This is a genomic window from Anaerovibrio lipolyticus DSM 3074 (assembly GCF_900141865.1).
GTDB classification, from domain to species: Bacteria; Bacillota; Negativicutes; order Selenomonadales; family Selenomonadaceae; genus Anaerovibrio; species Anaerovibrio lipolyticus.
Genome location: NZ_FQYW01000009.1, coordinates 135,322 through 156,482 on the forward strand (window position 1 = coordinate 135,322; position 21,161 = coordinate 156,482).

15 protein-coding genes are annotated in these 21,161 nt (G+C 42.8%); 3 read left to right on the plus strand and 12 right to left on the minus strand.

Going from position 1 to position 21,161, the window contains the following annotated elements; translation table 11 throughout:
* Position 1: 1 nt before the first annotated feature.
* From mqnC to mqnE (B6K08_RS06295), 3 genes are read right to left on the minus strand one after another with little or no spacing between them, the layout of a single operon-like run.
* On the minus strand, positions 2–1,024 hold the full coding sequence (gene mqnC / locus B6K08_RS06285) for a cyclic dehypoxanthinyl futalosine synthase (RefSeq protein WP_080325704.1): 1,023 nt from the start codon (positions 1,022–1,024) through the stop codon (positions 2–4).
* Positions 1,025–2,113: an aminofutalosine synthase MqnE gene (gene mqnE / locus B6K08_RS06290; protein ID WP_080325705.1), complete on the minus strand. Its 1,089-nt coding sequence runs from the start codon at positions 2,111–2,113 to the stop codon at positions 1,025–1,027.
* Positions 2,114–2,146: 33 nt separating this feature from the next.
* Positions 2,147–3,241 carry an aminofutalosine synthase MqnE gene (mqnE, locus tag B6K08_RS06295; protein WP_039208267.1) on the minus strand — a complete coding sequence of 365 codons (1,095 nt, stop codon included), beginning with the start codon at positions 3,239–3,241 and terminating at the stop codon, positions 2,147–2,149.
* Between the two features lie 293 nt (positions 3,242–3,534).
* Here mqnE (B6K08_RS06295) and dcuC point away from each other — a divergent pair, with 293 nt between their 5' ends.
* Complete coding sequence (dcuC, locus tag B6K08_RS06300) at positions 3,535–4,809, plus strand: C4-dicarboxylate transporter DcuC (RefSeq protein ID WP_039208264.1); 1,275 nt, start codon at positions 3,535–3,537, stop codon at positions 4,807–4,809.
* Positions 4,810–4,843: 34 nt separating this feature from the next.
* Positions 4,844–5,962, plus strand: a complete 1,119-nt coding sequence (locus tag B6K08_RS06305; RefSeq protein WP_039208262.1) for a M20/M25/M40 family metallo-hydrolase — start codon at positions 4,844–4,846, stop codon at positions 5,960–5,962.
* 66 nt (positions 5,963–6,028) lie between these two features.
* On the opposite strand, the gene B6K08_RS06310 is transcribed toward B6K08_RS06305, so the two are convergent.
* The 6 genes from B6K08_RS06310 to thiT form a co-directional block, all read right to left on the minus strand.
* Positions 6,029–6,748, minus strand: a complete 720-nt coding sequence (locus tag B6K08_RS06310; RefSeq protein ID WP_039208261.1) for a Flp family type IVb pilin — start codon at positions 6,746–6,748, stop codon at positions 6,029–6,031.
* 166 nt (positions 6,749–6,914) lie between these two features.
* On the minus strand, positions 6,915–8,423 hold the full coding sequence (locus tag B6K08_RS06315; RefSeq protein ID WP_052212114.1) for a methyl-accepting chemotaxis protein: 1,509 nt from the start codon (positions 8,421–8,423) through the stop codon (positions 6,915–6,917).
* A gap of 672 nt (positions 8,424–9,095) precedes the next feature.
* Complete coding sequence (gene rd, locus B6K08_RS06320) at positions 9,096–9,254, minus strand: rubredoxin (RefSeq protein ID WP_071997179.1); 159 nt, start codon at positions 9,252–9,254, stop codon at positions 9,096–9,098.
* A gap of 55 nt (positions 9,255–9,309) precedes the next feature.
* A complete protein-coding gene (locus tag B6K08_RS06325; protein WP_159446721.1) occupies positions 9,310–10,431 on the minus strand; it encodes a GTP pyrophosphokinase in 1,122 nt (373 codons plus the stop codon).
* A gap of 153 nt (positions 10,432–10,584) precedes the next feature.
* Complete coding sequence (locus B6K08_RS06330; RefSeq protein ID WP_080325707.1) at positions 10,585–12,285, minus strand: carbon starvation CstA family protein; 1,701 nt, start codon at positions 12,283–12,285, stop codon at positions 10,585–10,587.
* 508 nt (positions 12,286–12,793) lie between these two features.
* Positions 12,794–13,333 (minus strand): energy-coupled thiamine transporter ThiT, encoded by a 540-nt coding sequence (gene thiT, locus B6K08_RS06335; RefSeq protein ID WP_080325708.1) that lies wholly within the window; start codon positions 13,331–13,333, stop codon positions 12,794–12,796.
* 209 nt (positions 13,334–13,542) lie between these two features.
* Between thiT and B6K08_RS06340 the strand changes: the two genes are divergently transcribed.
* A complete protein-coding gene (locus B6K08_RS06340) occupies positions 13,543–15,651 on the plus strand; it encodes a cyclic nucleotide-binding domain-containing protein (protein ID WP_080325709.1) in 2,109 nt (702 codons plus the stop codon).
* 120 nt (positions 15,652–15,771) lie between these two features.
* Here B6K08_RS06340 and cdd read toward each other — a convergent pair whose 3' ends face one another.
* The 3 genes from cdd to B6K08_RS06360 all read right to left on the minus strand — a co-directional run bounded on the left by cdd (position 15,772) and on the right by B6K08_RS06360 (position 21,102).
* Positions 15,772–16,218, minus strand: coding sequence for a cytidine deaminase (gene cdd / locus B6K08_RS06345; RefSeq protein ID WP_080325710.1), 447 nt, complete (start codon positions 16,216–16,218; stop codon positions 15,772–15,774).
* Positions 16,219–16,285: 67 nt separating this feature from the next.
* Positions 16,286–17,023 carry a restriction endonuclease subunit S gene (locus tag B6K08_RS06350; protein WP_039208254.1) on the minus strand — a complete coding sequence of 246 codons (738 nt, stop codon included), beginning with the start codon at positions 17,021–17,023 and terminating at the stop codon, positions 16,286–16,288.
* 689 nt (positions 17,024–17,712) lie between these two features.
* Positions 17,713–21,102 carry a DEAD/DEAH box helicase family protein gene (locus B6K08_RS06360; protein WP_080325712.1) on the minus strand — a complete coding sequence of 1,130 codons (3,390 nt, stop codon included), beginning with the start codon at positions 21,100–21,102 and terminating at the stop codon, positions 17,713–17,715.
* Between the last annotated feature and the right edge of the window lie 59 nt (positions 21,103–21,161).

Here is a 21,161-nt window from a genome sequence, read left to right on the forward strand (position 1 = left end):
ATCAGAACCTCCGTAAAATCTCATACTTGGTATTTCTCTGGGCTGGCTTCTTGCCGGCCCCCTTAATCATTTCCACCATTTTATTAATGGACATATCATAAGCTGTTCCTGCGGCCCTCACCACATTTTCCTCCAGCATAATGCTGCCAAGATCATCGGCACCAAAGCCAAGAGTCAGCTGACCGATACGCTCCCCCTGGGTTACCCAGGATCCCTGAATGTGCTTGATATTATCCATATACAGACGGCTCATGGCCAGATTGCGCATATAATCCCAACCAGATACCTTCTCCCCACCCATTTCAGTGTTGTGAGGCTGGAATGTCCAGGAAATAAAGGCTCTGAAGCCACCTGTCTTATCCTGAAGCTGACGAATTCTGTCCATGTGTTCAATGCGCTGGGCCATGGTTTCACCCAAACCGATAACCATAGTGGCCGTTGATTCCATACCAATGGAATGGGCACACTCCATAACATGAAGCCAATCATCAGTCATTATTTTCTTAGGGCTGACCCGCTTGCGCACCTCATCCACCAGGATTTCAGCGCCGCCACCCGGAAGGCTGTCCAGCCCCGCAGCCTGCAATCTTTTCAGACATTCCAATATGGAAATACCCTCCTGATAGGCAAAATGCTGGATTTCAGTGGCTGTAAAGGAATGAATGGTTATATCATATTTGCTCTTAATGGACTTTAGCATATCCTCATAATATTTAAGGCCCAAATCAGGGTAAAGTCCCCCCTGAATCATCAGCTGGGTACCACCCGCATCCACAGTCTCCTGTACCTTTGCCAATATTTCCTCATTGGTAAGAAGGTAGGCATCCTTGTGGTCCTTACGACGGAAAAAGGCGCAGAAACGACACTCATTTTTGCACACATTGGTATAATTTATATTTCTGTCCACAATAAAGGTTACGGTATCATCAAACCGTTTGCGGCGTACTGCATCAGCCGCACGGCCCATTTCTATTGGATCGCCGTTAGTTAGAAGCTCCACGGCCTCCTTGGATTCCATACGCATTTATTCCGCCTCCTTTATTGGATGATAGAAGGTATCTCTTTCCACAGGAACCATCCCCGCCTCAGTAATAAGCTTTCTAAGACGCTCTCTGGTTGTGCCGGTACCAGTCTTGGCCCCGGCCTCATGGATAATCTTCTCCTCACCGATGGTACCATCCAAATCATCGGCACCAAAACCGAGGGCCAGCTGTGCCAACGGGGTTGTCAGCATAATCCAGAAGGCCTTGACGTGATCAATATTGTCCAAAATCAGACGGGACATGGCTATCATTTTCATATCCTCCCAAGAGCCCACACGCTTTAGATGACTAAGCTGGGTATTGGCTGGATGAAATGGGAAGGCGATAAAGGCCTGGAAGCCACCTGTTTCGTCCTGAATATCCCGTAGGGTAAAGAGGTGCTGAAGCCGCTCCTCAATGGTTTCAATGTGACCATACATAATGGAGCAGTTGGTACGAATACCCAGTTCATGAGCCGCTTTTATGGTTTCTATCCACTGGGCTGTGGTGGCCTTTTTAGGGCAAATTTCCTTGCGCACACGATCATTAAGAATTTCTGCACCGCCACCTGGCAAGGAGGACAAGCCTGCCTCCTGCAAAATCTTCAAAATTTCCTTTACAGATTTTCCTGTCATCTGGCTAAAATGCACCACCTCAACAGGGGTAAAGGCCTTAATGTCCACATTTGGAAGGGCCGCCTTCACCTGGCGCACCACATTCAAATAATAATCGAAGGTCTTGGTTGGATGCAGCGCACTTACAATATGGATTTCCCCAAGATTTTTGACTTTTTTGGCATCCTCAAGGACCTTGGCAATATCCTCCGGTTCCATAACATAGCCCCGCTTGTCCCCCTCCTCACACTGGAAGGCACACAGAGGACAGCCGGAGGTGCAGATATTGGTCAGATTTATATGTCTGTTTACATTATAATAAACATTTTTGCCACTTTTCTTTTCCTTCATTTTGCGGGCACAGGAGGCCAGAAAAAGAAGGTCATTATCTTCGTAAAGGGCAAGGGCATCCTGAAGGGTCAGACGCTCCCCGTTTTCGGCCTTTGCCCTTGCAATTTTTATAGCTTCTTCAATCATTTTGGTAAATCTCCTTAAGAACTAAACTGATGCTCAATCGAAGCGACGCAATATATTGAAATTACAGTCACAGGCAGCCGGAATACGGCCTGCATCACGAATAATCTTAATAATATGATCCTCACTAAGAGCCGTAGGACTGGTTGCCCCAGCATCGTGAAGAATAGTTTCCTTATGAACAGTGCCATCAATATCGTTGGCACCAAAGCCCAGAGCTATTTGTGCCACCGGGACTGTAAGCATTACCCAATAGGCCTTGATATTCTTAATATTATCCAACATCAAGCGGGAAATGGCCATGGTTCTCAGGTCATCCCACATGGAGGTCTGCTTTACACTCTTTCCCAGCTCTGTATTTTTAGGCAGGAATGGGAAGCAGATAAAGGTCTGAAGGCCTCCCGTTTCATCCTGAAGATCACGTAATTTTATAAGGTGATCCACCCGCTCCTCAATGGTCTCAATATGACCGTACAGCATGCTGGCATTTGTTTTGATACCCAGCTTATGGGCAGTTCTGGCTACCTCAATCCATTCATCAGCAGTGGCTTTCTTTGGGCACAGCTCAGTTCTTACTCTGTCGGAAAGAATTTCTGCACCGCCTCCCGCAATGGCTTTAAGGCCAGCGGCCTTTAATTTTTTAAGCACTTCCTCAACACTGAGGCCGGAAATCTTAGAAAAATGGGTAATCTCAACCCCTGTAAAGCCCTTTAAATAAAGCTCCGGAAATTCATTATGCAGGGCCTGAAGCCGCTCCAAATAATCCTCAAAGGTCCAGTCCGGATGAAGCCCGCTTACCACATGAAGTCCTGCCAAATTTGGGTCCTTCTTGGCATCACGAACAACATTAAGGGCCTCCTCAACAGAAAAGGCGTATGCTCCCTTGCTGTCCTTATCCTTGCCAAAGGCGCAAAACTTACAATGGGAGGTGCATATATTCGTAAGATTTACATGGCAATTCACATTGTAGTAAACAATATCGCCGCACTTCTTTTTTCTCACCATATCCGCCATATTACCCAACCAGGCAATATCATGGCATTTAAAAAGACGGATGCCATCTTCTCTGGTAAGTCTTTCTCCATTTAATATTTTTTGCTCAATATCTGCATATTCATCAGTTGCGTACAAAGCTTATATCCCTCTATTTCTATATATATTCTCAAGATGTATGATGTATTTGTTTGCATACGGAATACATTATACCCTAAATGTTCTTTTTTTTCATCTCATTTGCATTTATTATGAGGGTATTTTCTGATTATTCTATGAAAAGATTTTTTGAAATAAGAAATATAGTTTTATTTATTTACGTCACTTACTTAAAAGTGCAAATGATTTTTCTGCAAATTTGAAAAATATATAAGTTTAGCTTATAATTACTAAGGAAAATTTTTTATACAGTGAGATTAGGAGGTAGAAAAATGTTACTCGCTGGAATTATTATTGTTATTCTTACTTTTGCGCTGATTATCAAAAAGGTAGAGGCGCGCCTGGTACTGTTCTTGGCTGGTATTATCATGTGCCTGATTGGTAATATGCCAGAGGATATTATGCCTGCTTTTATCAAAGCTATGACTAATAATTCTCTCGTACCAACCATCTGTACCGTAATGGGTTTTTCCTATGTTATGAAGCTGACCGAGTGCGACCAGCATCTGGTTCAGTCCATCTCAGGAGTTCTTAAGAAGGGTCGCGTTATTCTTGTTCCATTGTCCTTCTTCCTGACCTGGTGGATCAGCTTGGCTATCCCATCTGCATCTGGTTGTTCTGCAGCTGTTGGTAGTATTTTGATTCCAACTCTTATTGCAGCTGGTGTTCATCCAGCCATGGCTGCTGCCACCGTATTGGCTGGTACTTGGGGTAGTGCCATCAGCCCTGGTAATGCTCATAATCCATTTGTTGCTGACTTGGCTGGCACCGATATGATGACTGTTATCATCAACGAGACCCCAGCTTCCATTATTGCATCCTTCGCCTGCGTTGCAGTAATGACTGCTTATGCTGTTATTATGAAGGAAGGCGCCAACGAGGAGCGCAGCGAAGCTTATCGTGCTTCTCTCACTGAGGATAGTGAGCTGAATTTGGATTCCTTCAAGGTAAATCCTCTCAAGGCCATTGTGCCATTGGTACCACTGGTACTTTTGATTCTCAGCTCCAAGCAGATTGCCGTTCTTCCTGAAATGAGCGTTGCTCTCTCCATGATTCTGGGTGTTGTTCTCGGTCTTCTGGTTACCTGGTCCAACGCACAGGAGGTTTGCAAAAACTTCTTCAGAGGTATGGGCGATGCTTACAGCGATGTAATCGGTCTTATCGTCTGCGCCAGCATCTTCACCACCGGTATGTCCGCTATCGGTCTTACCAAAGCCATGACTGACCTTATGGAGGGCTCCCAGTCCGCAGCAGCTGCTGCCGGCACCTTTGGTCCTTTCCTCATTGCTGTTATTTCCGGCTCCGGTGATGCCGCTGCCTTTGCATTCAATGGTGCAGTAACTCCATTTGCTGAGCAGTTCGGTCTCAGCATTATGAACCTCGGTTCTCTGGCACAGATTGCCGGTGCAATGGGCCGTTCCATGTCCCCAGTGGCTGGTGCAGCTATTATCTGCGCTGGTCTGGCCAAGGTTAACCCTATGGAAGTAACCAAGCGCAATGCTCTGCCTTGTATTGCAGCAGCAATTGCACTGATGCTTTTCTTGTAATTGATTAATGAATTAAACGGAAGAAGGAATTTCCATGATTAATGAACAGCGTGTGCTGGATGAGTTTTTGGAATTGGTGCAGATTCGCTGTTCCACTCATGATGAGCGTGAGATAGCTGACCTGTTGACAAAGCGTTTAGAGTCCTTAGGCGGTACTGTAAAGGAAGATAATGCCGGCAGTAAAATCGGTGGCAACACTGGTAATTTGGTGGCAGATTTCCCTGGTACCATTGAAGCTCCTACTACAATGCTTACAGCCCACATGGACTGTGTTGAACCATGTGAAGGTATAAAGCCTGTTATAAAGGACGGTATTATTCGTTCCGATGGCACCACTATTCTTGGTGGTGATGACAAAGCCGGTGTGGTGGCTATTTTAGAGACACTGCGTCAGCTCAAGGAGAATAATCTCCCTCACGGCCCACTTCAGGTGGTGTTCACAGTAGCTGAGGAAAATGGTGTTCATGGCTCCCAGAATCTGGATACCAGTCTTCTCCACTCTGATTTTGGTTTTACCCTTGATACCCATAATCATCCTGGTTCCATGACCTTTATGGCTCCTGGCAAGAATCAGATTAAGATTCATATTGAGGGCAAGGCAAGCCATGCAGGTGTTGACCCGGATGCAGGTATTAATGCTATCTGCGCTGCTGGTATGCTTATCGCTGATGCTCCTCAGGGACGCATTGACGAGGAAACAACCTGTAACTTGGGTAAAATCGTTGGTGGCTCCGCTACCAATGTGGTGGCTGAAAGCTGTGATGTATTCTACGAAAGCCGCAGCCGTGACAAGGCAAAGCTGGATAAGATTACCAAGGACATTTGCGACCACTTCGTAAATGGTGCAGCCAAGACCCGTTGCAAGATTACTGCAGAGGTTAGTCCTGATTACGGCCCATATTGCCACGAAAAGGACTCCCCGGCTATCAAGACAGCAGTTAAAGCCGCTGAAAAGCTGGGACTTCCTGTAAATCTTGAGGAGTCCGGCGGTGGCTCCGATGCCAACCACTTCAACACCTACGGTGTCCCTACCGTAGTTCTCTCTGTTGGAATGGAAAAGGCCCACACCAAGGATGAGTACATTGAAATTAAGGATTTGTACGACTCTGCAAGATGGGCTCTGGAAATCGTAAAAACCGTAGCTGAAAAGTAAAAAGGCCCCCTTCGGGGCATAAAAATTGAGGTTAGCCGATTGGCTAACCTCTTTTATTTACTATTATTACCTGTTAACTGTCACATCAAGATCGCTTCTTGAATAACCTTCTCCCGTTTTACCAGTATTTGGATTTACTGCTATTCTTATGCTTTTAACTTTGGCATCTTTGCCATTACCATCATATGTTATACCCATTATTTTAATTCCGTTACCAGTAACTACATTTTGCCCTTTTATGTTAGTGGTGCTTTGAATATTGTGAAGTGCATAATCAGAAACCAAGTACCGTCTCGAAGTATCATATTGTGTACCAGCAGCAGCTCCAGTAGCCCAGTTAAATAATTCGCCAGTTTCCGGAACACTACCATCCCCTCTTAATTCATTCGAGAAGTAGGTAGTACCATCATTATTTTCTATAAAATTTCCAAGCAAAACATTACTGTTATTACTTGTACCCAACATAGTCTGAATCTGCTCTCTTGTAAAATTATTGTCAATAAAGTATCTTCCAATATTTTTTAAAAAATCCTGATCTGATTTTAATCTTCCTGCAGCCGAATCCTTATCATCCATAATTGAATTAATATCCGCAGTAGCCCATTTGTCCTGTTCCGTTTCAACCCCTAAAGCATGGGCTACTCTTGCAAATGTATTGGAAATAGCTTCATCAATTCCACTGCCCTGCATAGCTATGGCAATCCCCAAAATAAATGCCAAAAGCAGCGCATACTCCACTATACCCTGCCCCTTTTGTTTTCTTACATCACTCAAATTCATCAACATAATGAATCACCTCTCTATAAGCATTATGCCATCAACACACAGATTTGTTACCATATTATCGATGTTATCGAATTTTAACTTAATTATTACCTTTATTATAAGAAAAAAATAGGTGAAAATCCATGCTTTCACCTATTTTAATAATAATTTAATTATATACAGTTGTTTAAACCTTAAACTGTCTTACAGCCTCCTGCAACAGCTCTGCCTGAGCACTGAGCTCTACAGAAGCGGATGCGCTTTCCTCTGCTGTAGCGGAATTGGTCTGAACCACATTGGACACCTGTACCACACCCTGATTAAGCATTTGCAGGGAAGAATTCTGCTTAACAGAAGCATCGGCAATTTCGCTGACAAGTGATGCCACCTGACCTACACCATCCTTGATGCTCTTTAAAGCCTCAGAGGTTTCATTGGCTAGCTGGGTTCCAAGATTTACTTTGGTAATGGATTCTTCAATAATATCCGTAGTTTCCTTGGCGGCCTTGGCACTTCTTGCTGCCAGATTTCTTACTTCCTCAGCCACAACAGCAAAGCCCTTGCCGTGTTGACCGGCCCTGGCCGCCTCGACAGCTGCATTAAGGGCCAAAATATTGGTCTGGAATGCTATCTCGTCAATTACCTTAATAATCTTGGCTATATTGTTGGAGGATTCATTTATATCCCCCATGGCTTTTAGCATTTCATTCATGCGTCTGTTACCCATATCTGCTTTGCCGTTGGCATCACGGGTAATATTGTTGGCGTGTTCAGCCTTCTGGGCATTCTGGGCTGTCTGGTTTGTAATCTCCTGAATAGTGGCGGATAACTGCTCTACAGATGCCGCCTGTGTGGTGGCTCCCTGGGCCAGCATATTGCCGCTGTCGGAAATATTCTTGGAGCCCGCTGCCACCTGGGATGCAGACACACCAATACTCTTCATCAGCTCATGCATGGTGTTCTTCATCTTGTTGGTATTTACTGCCAGTTGAGCCAGCTCGTCATTACCAATAACTGTAATATCATTGGTAGTAAGATCACCGGCTGCAATTCTGGTCATAGTCTCAGTTACATCATATACTGCATTCATCTTGCGGTTGATGATATAAATAGAAACTGCACCAACAATGAGAAAGAGAACAACTGCGGCCAGTGCCATCTTAAACAAGAATTCCCGTTCCTGGGCTATAACAGGCGCACTTGGAGCACCAACAAAAAGCATGCCCACACGCTTGCCACTGCCGTCAACAATAGGCTGATAGCAGGTATAATATGGTACGCCGATTACATCCGCCTCCACATTGGCAACCTCACCCTTGCCCATTACTGTGGCAACAATATCATCGTTAGCCTTGGTACCAACTGCCCGCTGACCGTCCTTCATAACATTGGTGGAAACACGGGTATCATTATTGAAAATTGTAACAGCCTCTTCCCCAGCCAGAGCATCCAATTCGCTGGAAAGGCCCTCCATCAAGGTTGAGCCCTTATACAGCTTCCCCTCCTTGATATTCCACTCACCAGGGTACTTAACTTCAATCAGCTGCTCTACTCTCTCAGCCACATCAGCCACCTTGCTGATATAGGCTTCATCAAAGCCCTTTGCTGAATTTATGTAAGCCAGAATCCCCAGCAATACACACGCAACCAGCAAACAACCATCTACAAATATTACTGCCTGTGTTTTTAACTTCATACTCTTCCCTCTTTTCAGCGAATTGAGCCTAAAAATCTGACTTGCATTTTCGTTCACAACTTCACACCTGTAAAATTCGCTACGATATATAAAATATCCTTTATTGGTATTAAATTTTTAATAAAAATACACTTTTCATTTGCAGATTTTTCCAATAATTCCTATTTAAATGATATTTATTCGCATTTTTTTAAGTCCCTTCACAAAGGTACCCAAAATAAGTATAATAAAGATACAGACAAAATATTCAATAAAGTCTGACTCTTTTTTCTAACCAAGCAAAATGAAAGCATACATGCTTTCATCAGCCCTTACACGAAATCTAAAGTTCATCTGCATCTTTCAGATTTGATGAACTAAGATTTCATAGTAAAAAAGGGGGTGCATAGGTGAAATTCAAAACGGATGCTATTTGGTATGAGATTTTATGGTAGAAGGTGATGGAATAATAGACGACCTTCTGGAAAACGTGGAAGCAGACCGGTAAGCAGTCGTCGAAAGTTGATGTTTTTTGCCGATTATTAACTGCCGAATTGTTAACGACCGTGTTATTAACTATCGTGTTATTAATTGCCGTTTTATTAACTACCGAATTAGTATAATTTGTAAATTCAAAAAGCAGGATTCCTGATAAAGGGACCCTGCTTTTCTTATGCTCTTCCGTATGACCTTTTATACTTTTTCGAACATATCCTTGGTGACACCGCAAATTGGGCATACCCAATCATCAGGAATATCCTCGAAAGGTGTGCCTGGAGCGATACCGCCATCTGGATCCCCCACCTCAGGATCATAAATATAACCGCATGGTCCACACTGATACTTGTCCATAATAACTCTCCTCTCAAAAAAACATTTATATAATATAATTATACGGCTAACTTAATCACACATCGCCCCAAATACCGGAAATCCACTTGCTTTCATTTACCAGTCGCAGCTTACGGCTAAGCTCAAAGAGCTCATCAGTATCATGCTTAATCTTCTCCTCATTGCCACTGGCAGATAAGGCATAAAAACGCTTAACCTGCTCTCTGGTGTACTTATTCTTTATAAGAAACGCCTGACATAAATTATTAAAGAGCATATTGGTAGTAAAGAATTCCGTGTGGGTCTCACGGGCAAAATATCTGGTGAGTTTCAGCATGGTATCACTGTATTCAAGCAAGGCTCCATACAAATCTCCCAAAGTCTTGAGTTCAAACCAGAAAAGGTGCCGCAAATGATTGTAGGCCGGCGTTGGCAAATATTCCAGCTGCAAAGCTGTGCTATACATTTCAATGAACTCATGATACTCATCATTCTTGGCAAGGTACTCGTTAAGAGTTACCTCATCCAAAGGCAATATCTGATATTCCCCATGGGCAATCTGCTGGATAATTCCATCCTTGTACCTCTGGATATTTTCACTTAGCTCCACGAACTGGTTGTCAGCTATTTCCAAAAGACCTGCAATTCGGGAAAACTCTCGGCGAATAGCACTAGGAACACCAAAGGAGCTCTTATAACCCAGATCATGCTCTATTTCAGCCCAGGCGTGCTGCAAAACTGTGCGAATCTGAATCTCACAACGAATTTTGCAAAACTCATCATTATAACCATCCTCAGGACGTAAAGAAACAATATTATGGAGAGAAAGATAACCAAACTGTGTTGCACTGAGGGACTCCCTCTTATCCACAGAATTTTCCTCATCCACAACAAATGTCTCCCGCAAAGCCTCGGAAATCTTGTCTACAGTATCATTCAGGTAACAAATAATACGGGCACCACAAAGATCTGTTATATCATAAATAGAAGAATATTTACCACTTTTGCGGCGCAGCTTATCTGCCAGACTATCAACTGTCTTTATTCGGTAGCTAACTTCCATCGTAAAGAAATTATGCTTTTTTATCATCTCCGTCAGTTTATTATGAAGGATTTCACCTAATTCATTGTAGGTATCAATGTTCTTTGAGTAAGTCTGAAGTATTTCTTTCTCCTTGCTCAGCAAATCACCGTACATATCTTCTCCCCCAAAATCTGTGATGATATCACACATATATACACTTACATTAATTCTCCACCAAAAAGAAAATTCCTGCAAAAAAAGGAACACTTGACAAAAAGCAAGTGTTCCTAAAAAAATGACTTTATTTTTTATCTTTAAAAAGACATCTTACATCCCAGCTACAGGCTCCTTGGATTCTTCCTCATCATCCTCTACTCGGCCTGAAATAAGCTCCTTGCCGCAGTGCTTAACCACCATAACTGCCAAGGTCATAAGAGCCAGAGCCAAAATCAGCTGAAGACCATCCACCATAAATACGAAGTCACCGGTACCCAGCTTGGTGTAGATGCCCATAACACTGAGAACCAATGCACTCATGGTAACCAGGAACATAAAGGTCATTGGCACGTAGAGCATCCAGCCCTTGCGGCCAGTAGTACGGAGGAATACAGCCAAAGCAATAAGAACCAAAGCTGACAGAAGCTGATTAGCAGCACCAAAGAGTGGCCAGATGTTCATATAGCCTGCCAGACACAGGAGATAAGCCAATAAAAGGGTAACTGCGGTAGATACATAATTATTACTAAAGAATTTTGCCACAGCATTCTGTTCTTCACCTTCATCAGCCGCAAACAGCTCCTGCAGGGACATGCGACCGATACGGGCAACAGAATCAATAGTAGTCATTGCCAAGGCAGATACACACATGGTCATAAAGCAAACTGCCACATGCTGTGGAAGACCAAACATCATAAAGAATCCACCCACGGCCCCGGCAAAGGTCTGGAAAGGAGTACCCTGTGGCAATACACCATCGCTGGCAGCGGAGCAAACAATTACAAGAGCCACAACACCAAGCAGGGATTCAACAAGCATAGCTCCATAACCTACGGACAGCATATCCTTTTCATTATTGACAGTCTTGGAGGAGGTACCGGAGGAAACGAGGCTATGGAAGCCGGACACCGCACCACAAGCAATGGTGATAAAGAGAATTGGGAACAAGCTCAAACCATTTACCTCAAAGCCAACAAAGGCAGGCATGTTGATGGTAGGATTTGCCACCAAAACACCGATAACAGCTCCTGCCAGCATACCAAGAAGCAGGAAGGAAGACAGATAATCACGAGGCTGCATCAAAAGCCACATAGGAAGTACAGAAGCAATGAAGCAATAACCAAATACCACATAACGCCATACAGTGGCATCAAAGTACATAGGGAACGCAATACCAGCAGTCATCATAGCAAGGAAAAGAACAAAGCCTACAGCCAGCTTTACCCCTTCCTTAGGCTGGAATTTACGGATAAAGAAACCAAAGCCCATGGCTACAAAGATGTACAGCATGGAAATAGATGCTGCGGAAGCATTTGGAACTGCCAGACTGCCATCCTTGGCAAAGCCATTGAAGGTGTTGGCAACGATGTCTGCAAAAGCGGCGATTACCAATAGGGTGAACAGCCAGCAGAACAGCAGGAACAGACGACGGCCTGTTTTACCCACATACTGTTCAATAAGCAACCCCATGGACTTACCCTGATTTTTTACAGAAGCATAAAGAGCGGTGAAATCCTGAACTGCACCGAAGAACACACCACCCACCAGCAGCCAGAGAAGTGCAGGAAGCCAGCCAAACATAGCGGCAATAATCGGTCCAGTTATAGGGCCTGCTCCTGCGATAGATGAGAACTGATCGGCAAATACTGTAAACCTTGATGCAGGAGAATAATCCTTGCCATCCTCAAATTCATGAGCCGGAGTTTTGGCATCCACATCAATACCCCAGGTGTTTACCAGCCATCTGCCGTAAACGAGATAGGCTGTTGCAAAAAATACAATTGCAAAACCAACGACCATTAATCCATTCATAATAATTCCTTCTTTCAAGATTAATAATAGAAACATTAGGCCTCACAACACCAACAAAAAATCCTCCGTCCTCAATTTCTTGAAGACGAAGGATTAACTCCGCGGTACCACTTCTCTTACTGTCTATACAGACAGCCACTTTATAGCAGACCAGCATCTGCCCTTTTTGATAACGGTGAAGACACCGGAGAAACTTATTGCAGTATACCTATACTGGGTTCAGTCCTCTGCTGACAGGTGATAAAATACAGAATATGCTTTGCCTCACTCACACCACATTGAAGCTCGCTGAAAAGCACTACATCTGCACTCGCGTCCTGAGTCTTTGCATTTGTGTTGTTTTGTTGTGACATATAGTAACACTATCCCTAATATAGGTCAAGAAAAATATTTGATTTTGTAATATTTTTTTATAAAAACAGCAAACTGTCAGACAATTGTGTGCAAATTATCCCTTTTTGTAGGACAATATTTTATATAGTCCACTGTAAAAATACATTGTTGTATTTTAAATAGAATCATTTTGCATAGCCGTAATAATTCGCTCCGTTGGTAGAAAATGAAGAATAAGACAGCAAATAATTATCTCAGGTATAACTGTACATCCGTTATAAATAGCAGAATACACCACAGGAGATGTTCCTTCCGGTGCGTATGAGCCAAAAAACACCACTCCAGAAGTAAAATGACACATGAACTTTAAAATATACGCCACCATGGCACCTAAAATAATTCGCTTTTTAAATATAGACACCACTGCCATGGCCATATAAGGGAATGGATAATCAAACAATACCTGAACTGGGTGATAAAAATACGGATCCATCATAAGTCCAATAATACCACAAATAAAACCAGCCAAAAGAGCAATACGACCACCATAACAGCAAGCCAACAATATGAGAGGTATCATAGTACCAAAACCCACATCGCCCCCCTGAGGCATTTTGAAAAAACGAATCTGATTAAGCACTATTGTCATGGTAATAACCAGAGCCGTGCGTGAAATTATTTGTGCAGAAAAATGGTTATTATTTACTGAAATCATATTAACTACTCCAAACTTTATTTAATAAAAACTCTTATTATTATACAACAAAAAATCTGTGTATTAAAAATTATTATTTATTATCTTTGATGTGCTATTTTTTCACCTAAAAGATTGGACTCATTTCCCTTGCTTACATATTGCAATTTAGGTAGAATTGAATTAATGGATAATGTGTATATTTTATATGATGTTAGGGAGGTCTCTTCTTGGAGAAGATTAAAATTGAAAAGGGTCAAACCCTTTACCAGTGTGACGAACCAGTGGAATATTTGGATATCGTCCTGACTGGTGAAATTGCCATGACAGACGGCACCAACACAGAGGTAATTCTCACCAATGGCTCTATGATAGGGGCAACATACAAGCCAGGTGAAAGATATACCTTTAATTATGTGGCAAAAGACACCACTATCATCCTGCGCTTTGATTATGAATCCGAGGATGATATTGTAACCGCCGTAACCAGTACCCCTGCTGTGGCCCCTGCAATTGCTTCTGCCAGCATGGAAGCAGTAAAAAACACGCTCCATGCTTTATCTGAGGCTACAGATGCCGCAAATGATCTCTGCAAAGAACTAAAATACAATTACAATGAATATCAGTTTATGTGTGTACAGCTGGGAAAAGCTCCATCAAAATATCCTCTGCTGGATGTTTTGGCTGCACCAGAGCCTTCTGAGGCCCTTTCGGGCTGGCAGGCAGATATTTGTAATGCCTTCTGTGATAACAAGGATGAGCTGGAAAAGAGCTTCTACCCGCTCAATGTAAACTTCTGTGTTGAAACAGTTATGCGTGCCACTTCTCTTGGCCATTACTTCATACAGGAGCTTCTTTCTGTTCTGGAATTTATTAACACCACTAAGTCTACATCTGCTGACTTCACTTCAGAATTCTATGATGTTAAGTCTCGTGTTGGCGGTAACAGCTCTGCTTCATCCGGTGCTGCTCCAGCCATCAAGAATGCAATTGATATGATTTTGGCATTCTCTGGTGTGGATTCTGAGGTGGCTGATAACTTCCGCAAGGATGTTAAGGCATATATAGATGTTGAGGACCGCCATTCCCACTCTGATGAAATGCGCCGCCTCCGCAGAAGCCTTTGTGATGGCTTCTATAAGATTTACGAGGAAGCATTCTATAAGAGCCTGGAAACTGACCACCTGCCTGTAGAGGTTCAGATGTTCTTCTACTTCGGCTTCGTTGACGAGGGCATGGCCGGTGAAGCCAATACCGAGTTCCTTTACAAGACTGTAGTAGGCTGGGAGCATGATCCACAGGGACGCATCCTTTCCTTCTACGATTGGCTGGTAAAGATCTACAAGGGCGAGGCAATGCCTTCCAAGAATGAGTTTGACAGTGACTGGCTGGATTATCTCCGTGAGGAGGTCCGCAACAATAGAATGACTCAGAAAGAGGCTGACAAGCTGAAGGAAGACGGTCGTGCCAAGGTTGATTATGAGATTCACAACATGTTCATGGGCGCCAACAAGACAACCCATGGTCATCTGGCCTCCTTCGTGCCAATGTTTAACGCCCAGGATGTGATTCGTCCACTGGATAAATGCCTCCTTACCCCATCAAATGTAAGAGCATCCTTCCAGAAGGTTTTGGACATTGATTACAGTCTGTTTTACCGTCCGGCGCTGAAATCTTATCCTGAGTTCAAGATTCAGCATTTCATGTACAACACTGAAATTAAGCCATATATTATCCTGATGCCAAATATTGGTACCCGCGGTCTTATGTGGCAAGAGGTAGAAGGTCCTCGTAAGGAGACCCCTGCCCACATGATGCTGTCCATCTTCCATACTGAGGATTTGGATGCAACTGTTGTAAAGATGTGTGCCTTCTTCCGTTGGGAAATGTGCCGTCGTATCATGGGTGTACGCTACTCTGATATTTCCGAGCCATCCCTTACCTCCGAGTACACCAACTATCTCCAGTTCTACCGCAAGAACGGTTACCTCTCCAGTGACGCCAAGGAAAGCATCAAAATGGCGCTGCAGAAGGCCCGCAACGATTATAAGGTAGTATTTGTGGCTGACTATGAGAAATATATCCTCAATGAGGCACAGGGTATGTCCCGTCTTAACAAGGAAGCCCGTGAAATTCTCTTTAAATACTGCACCTTCTCTGCTAAATACCGCAGCCTCCGTGGCAGTACACCACAATACTCACAGCTGTGCGAGGCCTTTAAGCTGTCCCAGGCCAACCGCCTCCACAATCTGGATCTGACCCTCAGAAAAATGAAGAGCATCAATCCAGATGGCATAGCTCCGGAGGTTCCTTCTGAGATTGAATTTGCAAAGCTGTAAACAGTATGAATATCAAAACATGATTTAGCAATCAAATCCACAAAACGACCTACCAGAGTATCTTAACAAACTCTGATAGGCCGTTTTCATATTACCTATTCTCAAGCATTCTTACACTGATTATGTTGTAATAGAGCTATGCTCATTTAAAAAATCAGGACCGAAGCTCATGGGAAGAAGCTCTGCCAAGGTCATTTCCTTAAAATCTTCCGTGGATTTTCCCATAATAACCTTGATTTCTTCGGGTTTGCCAAACTCCCTCATCACCTGTCGGCACACACCGCAGGGGGCGCAATAATCCCGTATTTTCCCATCTGGCCCCCCCACAATGGCCACCGCCACCAGCTTGGCAGCCTTATCCTGGGCTATGGCATGAAAAATAGCATTTCTCTCCGCACATATCCCCGCCGGATAGGAAGCATTTTCCACATTCACCCCAGTGTACACCTTCCCATCCGACATTAGCACCGCCGCTGATACATAAAAATGCGAGTACGGCGCATACGCGTGGGATATATTATCCAGTGCCTTTTGTATGAGGTCTTTGCGGTTAAAATCTATGGCCATAATTCTGCTCCTTTTATATTTTAAATGACCAGTTATTCGATATTTCCGAATAACTGACTACTGCCCTTTACTGCTCCATCATCAGCTTATCACAAAGGGGCAGAAGCTGTTCCAGTCGTTCTACTATGCGACGCTGTTCGGATAATGGTGGAATAGGTAATATTATACTTCCTAGTTTATCATTTGAAATGTGAATAATAATATTACCTGTTGCCAAAGACTGTTTACATGATATTCCGTAAGGAGAATTTAGCACATAGGTCAAATATAATGGATTCATACCATGAGCAAACCACTTTGTCATATCCCCACCCATAGCCAACTCTTCTTTGCCTTCATAAGTGAGAGCCATGGCAATATCCTGTTTATTTTCTCCTGTAAGTGACATCAAAATATCGCCAAAATGAACTTTATGACAGCTATCAAACACATCAATCGATGTACAGGAAACAGCTTGTGAAAATCTTGTGTTATAAGTTGTGTATAATTCACCATATCTTATGCAAGGTTTTCCTTCAGCTATAACTTCTGAACGTTTCAATCCAGAACCACGTTCTAATCCACCTATATTCCCTAATCTTACCCATTCCCAATTCTCTGGGATCTCAAAAGGAATTTCATCCTCCGTAATAGCTGGCATGGGCTTGGATTTCTTGATTTTCCCTTCTTTTACAAGTTTTTCTTTTTCAAGTTTTATCTCTTTCAGAAGTTCCTTGGCAGTGCCTTCTTCGGGGCGTTGTTCCACTAGCTTTCCTTCAATAGCCCGCTGTAATATGCTGTTTTTTAGCTGTTGCGCCGTCATCATATAGATTTTATCCCTTCTGAAAGTGCAACAGTTTGTTGCACTATTTATTTTTAGTAAAATAGTTATTTTGTATTATTATTGTAAGTATATATTAACATTTACTTTATATAATTATAAAAGATATGTTATAATTAAATTGCTGCTTTTCCCCTATACTACGGTAGCAGAGGGAGGTGTCTTATGAACCATTTAACCTTCCTTGAATCTGTTATTGCAGGTATAGTAGCCTTCTATATTTGTAAATGGCTGGACAGATTCTTAAAATAAGCAGTCAGCCGAAGACTGAGCACGGTCTATAAACGTGCAAGAACCCCTGTGATAAGTGTAGCAGACTCATCACAGGGGTTCATCTTTTGGTGAATATGAACCATCAACCTTCTTAAACACCATTTGCCTTGCAATAATTATACCCCATAAAACATTACCTTGCAAGTATAGTTGCTTACTATATTTGCAAGTGGCTTGACAGACACCTGCCATAAGCAGCCAGCCCCGACTGAGCACGGCCGTTAAAAGTGCAAGACCCTCGAAGATGATAGTTTTCCAGGCCATTCATCTATCGAGGGTCTCTTTTTGTGCCTATATGTCGTTAGTCAATCTTTTCCTACAACAATTATAGATTTTTCAGAAAAAAAAGTCAATAAATGTGCAAGAACCCCTGAGATGTAAGTGTACCAGACCTCATATAACTACAAAACATCTGCAATTTCTTCAGAATTTCTCTTTATCTGGGCCACGCGCTCCATAATCAGTTTTACTGTAGGCATTTTATCCCTAAACAGTACGCTCACTCCACCCCCAAAATTCTTGAACGGCTGCTGACTAAAGGTCTTTTTCACATCAACAATATTACCATTCTTCACGATATAGGTAATAATCATGTTCACAAAATCAATCTGCTTGCTATTAAGGTTTCCTTGGGATATAAATTCACTAAATGCCTCATTTACCGCAGACTGCTCCATACCTACGATTTCACGAACCAACAGGCCAATAGGCTTTTCACCATAATCCTTGGTATATTCGTCCTTTGTGCCCAGCTCCCGCCACAAAATATCTTCCAGCATTTTCATGTCCACAGATGTCAACGGCTTATTATTGCGAAGCTTATACACCGCCAAGGTATCTTCGTGACATTTTAAATAGCTCTGCACCCGTTCCCTATATGGCTTTAACTGGGTGCCGCCACTCAATGGCTCCCCTGGATTAATATCGGTGAAGTTATCTTCAAAGTGGGAATAGTATATCTTTTGCTTCTCCTTATCAATGAACTGCATCAGCTCTCTAAGAGCTTCTCTGGCCTGCTCATAGTCCGGCAGTCTTGATTCATTCCAATACTCATCCGTCAGCACCCGCTCAATAAGCTCACGCTTGGCAGCTACCTGAGGAATAGTATACTTCTTTGTAAGCATTGTACAGCTCTCCACCACAATGCCCCTTGGCTTATCTATACTGGTTTTATTAAGATTTCCAAGCATAATGCTGTACATCACAAAATCAAACCGCCGTGCCAGCTCATCCTTGTCCTTTGGCACAATAATCGGAGCGATCTTGTTTTTTATCTCTGCAACCTTTATCTCATTCAAATCCTGCCAATTATTTATATCACGATAGGTGTCCACCTGTTCTCGCCGCATCTTCACCCGGAAGCTATCATCATTCAGACTGGTCACATCGTGACACATATCCTCTACTAATGAGCGTCTGAAAGCAACATATTCCTCATCGGCAGTGTATTCTGCTTCCTGCAGCGAACGCAATATTTCCGTCTTAGTATTAAAAATTCTCTCTACCAAGGTAAGTTGTTTACGATTTTCCTGACCATTGGTATTTTCCCTAAAGAAATCAAAATTACCACAAAAATCAAAAATAAGGAACTTCTCCTTATCTTGCCCTGGTCCAAACAAATCCTTGCAAAGACGAGTTCCACGGCCAATCATCTGCCAGAATTTTGAATAGCTCTTAACCTTCTTGTAAAATACCAAATTAAGAATTTCAGGCACATCAATACCAGTGTCCAGCATATCTACCGACACCGCAATTTGAGGGTATTTATCCTTGGTGCTAAACTCATCCAGCAAGCTGTCCGCATATTTAATACTGTAATCAATTTCTTTGATAAAATCCCCGCCGTATTCCGGGAACAGCTTATTAAACCGCTCAACGATAGCCTTGGCGTGTAGACTACTACGGGCAAATATGATAGTCTTGCCTAAAATATCACCGCCGGATACCTTCAAGCCCTTGTCCATAAGCTCTTTCAGCATATTATCTATAGTATCCTGATTAAACAGCCACTTATTAATCGCAGTATTAGGCACTTCCTTAGTAACACTGATCGCAGGATCATCAGCAAAGGTTTCCTCAAAATGACGCTTTTCCTCCTGAGAAAGCTCATCATAATGAACACCATTCTCCATTATCTTGTCCTTGTATTCGATAGTGCTGTACGTTACCAAATATTTCTCTGCCACGGCCGTATCCAGCTCATAGGCATAGGTAGGATTTCCCTTTTCCAAATCAAACACCCCATAGGTGTCCTTATCGATCTCACTCTTTGGAGTAGCTGTAAGGCCTACCAGCATAGCATCAAAATAATTAAATATATCCTGATACTTGTTATATACTGAACGATGGGCCTCGTCCAAAATAATAAGGTCAAAGTGCCCTGGCGTAAACAGGCGGTTGCCATCCTTACTCTTGGTCTCATCAATAGCATTCATTATAGTAGGATAGGTGGAAAAAATCATGCGGCATTGCTCTGGATCTTCTTTATTCTCCATGAGATTACAGCAAGTGAGATTTGGCAACAATTCCACAAAATTACGCTTAGCTTGTCGAACCAGAGCCGTTCTATCTGCCAAAAACAATATATTCTTCACATAATTATGCTTTAATAAAACATCCACCAAGCTAATGGCAACTCTAGTTTTTCCCGTACCGGTGGCCTGAACCACCAAAAACTTGCGGTGATGATTGGTAACATCCTCACAGATGGCAATAACTGCCGCCTTCTGATATGGCCTGTTGGTAATCTTATCATCTATTTCTATATGAGTCAGTGGTATTCGGCTTTGCCGTCTGTCCATCTCCAGCTGCAATTCATCTTGGGTAAAAAAGCCAGAAACTGGACGCCTTGTCTCCTGCATATAGTCATTATTGTAGAAAATCTCAAAACCGTTTGTGGTAAATATCAACGGCCTGCGGCCATACTGTTTTTCCAAACAATCAGCATATAGCTTTGCTTGCTGACTCCCCACCAATGAATCCACCGACGCTTTTTTTGCCTCTACTACTGCCAATGGTAGCTGATCCTGCCCGTAAAGCACATAGTCCACAAAGCCTTGTCCAGTAGTATTTGGCATTCCCTCCACTGGTACTTCTGGGTAACAATTAGGAAACATCACACCAGATTCAGCCAAACGCCAACCAGCATCCATCAGCGCTACATCAATATACTTCTTCCTAGTTTCCGCTTCGCTGATCTTATCTATCTGGAAGGTGCGCTGCTGTTGATTGATCTCTTTCATCTGTTGGAGCTGGGCCATCAACTCCTTATTGGCTTTGGTCAGTTCCTCGATACTCTGGGTCTTACTATTTAATTTATCCGCTAGCTCCTGAAGCTGTTCCTTGGTCTGACGCTCAGATTCCGAAGAAGGCAAAATGCTAATATCAAATTCTTTTTGTTCATATTCATCAGAATAGGAATAATCTATCCAATCGCAGAAATTATACAAATTGCGTAACGCCAACACCGCATCATCCCGTTTAATAGGGCTATTGGAATGTACCGCAGTATTACCTAAATGCACAATAAACTTTATCAAATGGAATAACTGAAGGCCTATTATATCTTTAAAAACATAGTTATGAATAAGGGCAGACAAAGTTTCCCTGTAGGGAATATCCAGCTCTGGCTCTACAGAATATATAAACTTTACCCCTAATTCCAATGCCTTACGGGCATGAATAGCCGCACTGGCAGGCGACACTGCCAGACACCGCTCAGCCTCCACCGCTGCTTGGGCAAAATGCTCATATCCGTTTTTCTTCAATAAATGCTCAAAATTCGATGCCATACCGGGCACCCCCATTTTATTATTTTATTTATTGCAATTTATAAATTTTGATTTGTTGA

Excerpts from the sequence above, each read along its gene's own strand:
- B6K08_RS06325 (WP_159446721.1), bottom strand. The coding sequence starts at position 10,431 with ATGTACGGTGATTTGCTGAGCAAGGAGAAAGAAATACTTCAGACTTAC.
- B6K08_RS06305 (WP_039208262.1), top strand. The coding sequence starts at position 4,844 with ATGATTAATGAACAGCGTGTGCTGGATGAGTTTTTGGAATTGGTGCAG.
- B6K08_RS06360 (WP_080325712.1), bottom strand. The coding sequence starts at position 21,102 with ATGGCATCGAATTTTGAGCATTTATTGAAGAAAAACGGATATGAGCAT.
- thiT (WP_080325708.1), bottom strand. The coding sequence starts at position 13,333 with ATGATTTCAGTAAATAATAACCATTTTTCTGCACAAATAATTTCACGC.
- dcuC (WP_039208264.1), top strand. The coding sequence starts at position 3,535 with ATGTTACTCGCTGGAATTATTATTGTTATTCTTACTTTTGCGCTGATT.
- B6K08_RS06350 (WP_039208254.1), bottom strand. The coding sequence starts at position 17,023 with ATGATGACGGCGCAACAGCTAAAAAACAGCATATTACAGCGGGCTATT.
- B6K08_RS06310 (WP_039208261.1), bottom strand. The coding sequence starts at position 6,748 with ATGTTGATGAATTTGAGTGATGTAAGAAAACAAAAGGGGCAGGGTATA.
- B6K08_RS06330 (WP_080325707.1), bottom strand. The coding sequence starts at position 12,285 with ATGAATGGATTAATGGTCGTTGGTTTTGCAATTGTATTTTTTGCAACA.
- mqnE (WP_080325705.1), bottom strand. The coding sequence starts at position 2,113 with ATGATTGAAGAAGCTATAAAAATTGCAAGGGCAAAGGCCGAAAACGGG.
- mqnC (WP_080325704.1), bottom strand. The coding sequence starts at position 1,024 with ATGCGTATGGAATCCAAGGAGGCCGTGGAGCTTCTAACTAACGGCGAT.
- rd (WP_071997179.1), bottom strand. The coding sequence starts at position 9,254 with ATGGACAAGTATCAGTGTGGACCATGCGGTTATATTTATGATCCTGAG.
- B6K08_RS06315 (WP_052212114.1), bottom strand. The coding sequence starts at position 8,423 with ATGAAGTTAAAAACACAGGCAGTAATATTTGTAGATGGTTGTTTGCTG.
- cdd (WP_080325710.1), bottom strand. The coding sequence starts at position 16,218 with ATGGCCATAGATTTTAACCGCAAAGACCTCATACAAAAGGCACTGGAT.